This window comes from Clostridioides sp. ZZV14-6150 (genome assembly GCF_020657875.1).
GTDB lineage: Bacteria > Bacillota > Clostridia > Peptostreptococcales > Peptostreptococcaceae > Clostridioides.
The window spans coordinates 1-5,353 of record NZ_JAGWDA010000037.1 but is presented as its reverse complement, the minus strand read 5'-3'; the positions used below and the strand labels follow the sequence as shown (position 1 = coordinate 5,353).

Annotated in this window: 7 protein-coding genes and 1 pseudogene; 1 reads left to right on the top strand and 7 read right to left on the bottom strand. The window is 26.4% G+C overall.

Features of this window, described 5'->3' with window-relative positions:
- The first annotated feature begins 523 nt into the window (after positions 1–523).
- Complete coding sequence (locus KGF41_RS20315) at positions 524–841, top strand: hypothetical protein (RefSeq protein ID WP_227857119.1); 318 nt, start codon at positions 524–526, stop codon at positions 839–841.
- Positions 842–982: 141 nt separating this feature from the next.
- On the opposite strand, the gene KGF41_RS20310 is transcribed toward KGF41_RS20315, so the two are convergent.
- The 7 genes and pseudogenes from KGF41_RS20310 to KGF41_RS20280 all read right to left on the bottom strand — a co-directional run.
- Positions 983–1,717, bottom strand: a complete 735-nt coding sequence (locus tag KGF41_RS20310) for a hypothetical protein (RefSeq protein ID WP_104792263.1) — start codon at positions 1,715–1,717, stop codon at positions 983–985.
- A 1-nt stretch (position 1,718) separates the two neighbouring features.
- Positions 1,719–2,147, bottom strand: a complete 429-nt coding sequence (locus KGF41_RS20305) for a hypothetical protein (protein WP_227857118.1) — start codon at positions 2,145–2,147, stop codon at positions 1,719–1,721.
- Between the two features lie 18 nt (positions 2,148–2,165).
- Positions 2,166–2,672 (bottom strand): hypothetical protein, encoded by a 507-nt coding sequence (locus tag KGF41_RS20300; RefSeq protein WP_227857117.1) that lies wholly within the window; start codon positions 2,670–2,672, stop codon positions 2,166–2,168.
- Positions 2,673–3,060: 388 nt separating this feature from the next.
- Positions 3,061–3,873 (bottom strand): N-acetylmuramoyl-L-alanine amidase, encoded by an 813-nt coding sequence (locus KGF41_RS20295; protein ID WP_227857116.1) that lies wholly within the window; start codon positions 3,871–3,873, stop codon positions 3,061–3,063.
- Positions 3,873–4,130, bottom strand: a complete 258-nt coding sequence (locus KGF41_RS20290; RefSeq protein ID WP_227857115.1) for a phage holin family protein — start codon at positions 4,128–4,130, stop codon at positions 3,873–3,875. The genes KGF41_RS20295 and KGF41_RS20290 overlap by 1 nt, the downstream gene beginning before the upstream one ends.
- A 3-nt stretch (positions 4,131–4,133) precedes the next feature.
- On the bottom strand, positions 4,134–4,424 hold the full coding sequence (locus KGF41_RS20285; protein WP_021418590.1) for a hypothetical protein: 291 nt from the start codon (positions 4,422–4,424) through the stop codon (positions 4,134–4,136).
- Between the two features lie 103 nt (positions 4,425–4,527).
- Positions 4,528–5,353: pseudogene (locus KGF41_RS20280) on the bottom strand (hypothetical protein); the annotation flags it as partial.

Below are 5,353 nucleotides of genomic sequence, written 5' to 3'. Positions count from 1 at the left end.
ATATAACTATATTATAATATATAGATTTTTCGGGAAAGACTCTTTTGAGGGTCTTTTTTTATTGCTAGTATATATAATATAATTATTGATGAATCAAATAATATTGTATGGAAAAATGAAAAAAGCACTCCCGCTCATGAGAATGCTTAATTGCAACTATAGAAGCATATTGGTAGTACACTTCTATTTTTTATTATATCATTATAGTTTATGTTGTTAAAAAGACCTATTTAAATCAATTTTAAAATATTTTGAGTAGTGTTCTTGATATTTTTACATTAATGGATTGCAAAAAATAAGCACTCTTTTGCAGGAGTGCTTCTAGTGTATATTAATGAAGCATGCAATATAATTATAACATGTCTTATGTTTTAGTATGATAATTTTCGTTCATTTTATTATTACAACTTATACTATAGTTTTATATATCCGGTTAATATTTGTAATATTTTAGATACTCTTTATACTTGTATTACTGATATACTTTTATTAGGAAAATTAAATCTAACATGAGGTATCTACTATGAATTTTTGGAATGGACTATTTTTACTTTTTGGAATAATATTTATAATAGGGAATGCAATAAAAGGCTTAACTAAACATAAATTTAACTATTTTAGAGAGAGCTATTTTAACAAATTAGAATTAAAATATGGAAGCATAGACAGAGAAAAAGCTATTAAACTAGAGATGTTTTATCAATATTTACTAGGTTTAGAATACATAATAATGGGTTTATTAATAAGAAAGTTTGATACTGCAATAATATCGGTAATATTAGTATCAATTGTAACAATAATATCCTATTATTTAATTAGAAGGAAATATATAACTGTATAAACTATTTATAATAAGACACTGAAATTAATAATCAAAAGAAGGTGATAGGATTTCCCTACCACCTTTTACTTAATATAATATTATGTAATTTTGTTGTGCTTTGTAAGCTCACATTTTACCAAGCTGAGCAATAACTTTAATTTAACTAAGCATAATTTTATTTTCAAGTTGATATATATCCAATATTTCTATAAAATTGTATTCTCCATTTAAATAATCTTGTAAAAATTCTCTTTGTGACTTAACCATAGGAAAAAAAGTTGGGATATAAAACTTATTATCTTTTTTTAACTCATATGTGGCTTTTATAAATTTTAATTTATTTGATACTCTCTTATCTAAATCACTCTTCGGGTCTTTAGGTATATATGTACAGATATTTTTTTTACATTCATGAAACTCACCATAACCAGATATATCTATATACTCTCCTTTTTTATAACAATGATTTGATTCTCTTTCAAAAAAAACTACATCAAAATCATTTTTCATACCTGTCTGAGTAACTTTTACTTCCATCGATTTATGAAAATCTTCAAATTTTTCTACATCATAAGGTCCAATTCTGGATATTATTTGTTCTAATACTTTTCCTAAATTTTCACTACTTATTTCATTCCAACATCTAATAAAATCTTGCCCTATTTCTTCGCTTATCCAACCAGAAAAAAGAGCTTTTTTTGTAACACGTCTTACAATATTTTTAGTTTGCTTCTCTTTATCTAAATTTTTCTTTTGTTTTAATTCTCCAATCAATATATATATGTTAGCTAAAACTGTTAATAATTTTGGATTATCTAATATTAAATTAGACAATTCAAATACAATATGTTCTTCTTGATAAATGATTTGATTATAGCTTATAGTTATCTTCATACTACTTTATCCTTTTTGGAATCCTTAAGCTTGGGATTCCAATTTTATTTCCGATTGAAGATATAGTTTCATTTAAAGTTGGTTCAAGTAAAAAATAAACATACTTTTCTAATTCTTTATTTAAATCTTTCTTATTCTCAATCTCATTTTCTAAGTATAATACATTATTATAAACTAAATTTATTTTAAATAATACATCATCGTCACTTTTGTCTATAAAATCTTCATCTACCTCTTTATCCATACCTATTATGTCTAAATTAAAAGGTACTTTTATTTTATCTTTTTCAAATTCTAAATCTAAAAATTCAAATTTAATGCCAACCGATAATTTTTCTGGCAGTTCTACCAACTTGTTACTTATGTTCAAAGATGTCAATATAATCTTATAGTCTTCTATATTCTTACACACGCTACAATTAAGCATCATTTTTCCTTTAAATCCCCCTTAAAATTCATCTTCAATTATTTTTACACTATATTGTTCTGAAGTTAATACCTCATCAAAATCTATACCTTTCAAATCAACTTTATTGTTTGCTAAATGTTTTATTGATGAATCCAAATAATCTGGTGTCAATCTATACCAAGACATGATTCGGTTAAAATGTTCATAGTCAGTAGAATCAGTATCAGTCAAAAATTCATACTCATCCTTCATATCCTCCAAAAGTTCTATAAAATGCTCTTTATTATCAAAATCTATCTTATTTAGATTTATAATCTTTTCTATAGACTTTATATTTTTATTAATTTCCTCCAGTAAAATCTTAATCTTATTTAAAGAACTATCAAAATACTCTAGATTATTTTCGTTTATTTTTCTCTTATCATCTTTATATTTATCATTTAACCACTCACAAAATTGTTCATACTCAGCAATACTACTCTGAGGAATCTCTTGTATATACTTAACACTATAATTAATGTTATTTAATAGTTCCATTTTATACATAAATTTCCCCCCCTTTAACTTTTCTACCATAAATGCCTCCTTTTAAGATTACAAATTATGGTATACACTAATTATATTAGATATAACCTACATTTGCAATCTATAGAATAACTCTTTATTTAATACAATTTATATTCATTATGATATTAATACATTCTTAAAGTTAATTTTTCAAAAACAATTTAATAAAAATATGTAACTACATTTTACTAGTTATATATAATTTTGTTCATTTATTTATTTTATATACTTATTAACCTGTATGTTTTGTAAATTTAAAAACAAATTAACATGAATATGTCTTATCTTAGTTATATCATATATTTAAGCTCTCTTTGTATTAAAAGTGTAAGCAAAATGTAAGTAAAGTGTAAATAAATATCTTAATCTATCTATCAATAAAATCTAACGCTCTGTAAAGTGTATCAAACCTATCATTACCTTTTATCATAGTGTATTTTTCTTTAGTTATGGAACCTATCTTCTCACATGCTCCACCACCTACAACATATAAATTTTCTGTCTTACCTGGTACATAATCTTTTATATCACATATCAGTATTTTTCCATCATTATAGCCCCAGCCAACAACAGTTGCAGGGATTTTATCAACTTCTCCATCATAAACTATTGTATGTTTGTACATCAGTTTAACTCCCTCATTTATTATATTTTTATTTAATACACTTTCTACAATTAACTTAGCCATACCCTCATATCCAAGTTTCTCAGCCTTCTCATAATCTTCTTTATTATCGCAGAAGAAACTTTCAATCAGCACTGCTGTAGGTTTGGAACTGTTTAAAATATATAATCCTTTATCTAATTTAGCACCTCTATTTCTAAATATGGTGCCTAATTTCTTGCATATTCTAGTTGCATACTCTAGACCTTTATTACTATAATATAGCACCTCTGAACCTTTTCCTTGACCATTACTTGCATTTAAATGTAGTTCTATGAGTAAGTCATATGCTCCACCATTAACTCTAGGTATTTTATAAGACTTTTCTTCATTTTTAGTTTTAAAATGTCTTTCGGGGCAGATTATTACATCTACCTTATGTCCTTCTTTTCTAAATGTATCTGCTAATATTGGTGCAAGAGATTTGTTGTATTGATACTCGTTAACCACTCCATCAGCAGAAGTACATGCACCACTTTTTAAAATACTGTGTCCTACTGTAATACATATTTTCATTATTTATTTTCCTCCTTCAACTGTTTGTAAGTTTGATTTATACCTATTGATATACCCCAACAAATTACTCCTTGTAAAACTGCGTCAGCATTTAGTCCTAGCATCCATATTGAGAAGCCTACACCAAGTGCTAGTAATACAACTGGAATATACTTATTATCTAATTGCTTATACTTCTTACATCCAACTCCTAAAACATAAAGAGCAGCAACTAAAATTAGCAACTGCTCTGGTATAAAACTTATTAAATTATCCATCTCTTATTTTCCTCCAATTCTATTTATAATTTCATCAATTCTAAGATGTGCTTGTTTTGTACTTGCTTCTACTTTTGCAACTCTTTCACTAATATCTAAGAAACTAGTATTAAACTTCGCTACATCATGTTTTATATCTCTTACATTCTCACACAGAAAAGTTATTTGTTGTTCTAATTTTGTAGTTGTTTCTGTGTCATCTTGTATTTTTTTATTTGAGCTATTTCTAAATGCTAAGTAGGATATTACAACTCCTGCTACTGCACATAATAGATTTATGCTTATTTCTTCCATATACCCTCCTTATTTCTTACATAAAAAAGAACTTAGAATTATCTAAGCTCTTTTTATTTAATTCTATTGGTATACAAACATCTATACTTTTTTAATATCTTTATTAATCCCAATAAGTATTCACCATACGAATGTTATAAGAATAAACATCAGATTTCTTTCTTCCAGGTGAATTTGTATATCCTCCTTGTATAACAACCCTCACAGAATTATCTTCATAAGTTAAGCTAAGAGTTCCATCACCATCATAAAATATTCGATAACTATTCAAATCTTTAGTATCAGTTTTAACATATTTAACACTTTTATGAACACCTATACTCATATCTCCTGGTGTAGTATAGTGAATAAAAGTAGCATCAACATATATACAAGTACTTCTACGAGTAAATGATGATGATGGATAATACATGCGAAAATCAACTGTAAAAGTATTTGGAGTACCTTTGCTATTCACTTTTGCAATATAAGGGTCTGACAGTTTATTACTAGCACTTTCAAGTTGAGTAGTCAATGAACCTATAGTATTTTTAAATCCAGTTATATAACTTGATAATTCTTGATAAGTATTTTCTTTTGTTGCAGGTGAACCAATGGTAGTTGCAATTAATTCTTTTCCTTTGTTGGCCTCTTGGAAAAAATAATCTGCACTATCAAAATAATCTTTTACCTTTTCAGATAATTCAACAAATGTATTGTTCAAACTTGCATCTATATCCTTTAATGCTAATACATTTATAATACTTCTTTTTCCACCTTTTAAACCCTCTTTCATTTCACTAATTTTACTTGCTATATCTTGTAGACTTGCATCATCACCTAATGGCATTATATTCTTGCTTATACTGACACCTTTTTCTGCTGTAGCATTAGCACTGTCTGTAACAACTATTTTAAGCGTGTGTAGTGCATTATCTTCTAATGTATAG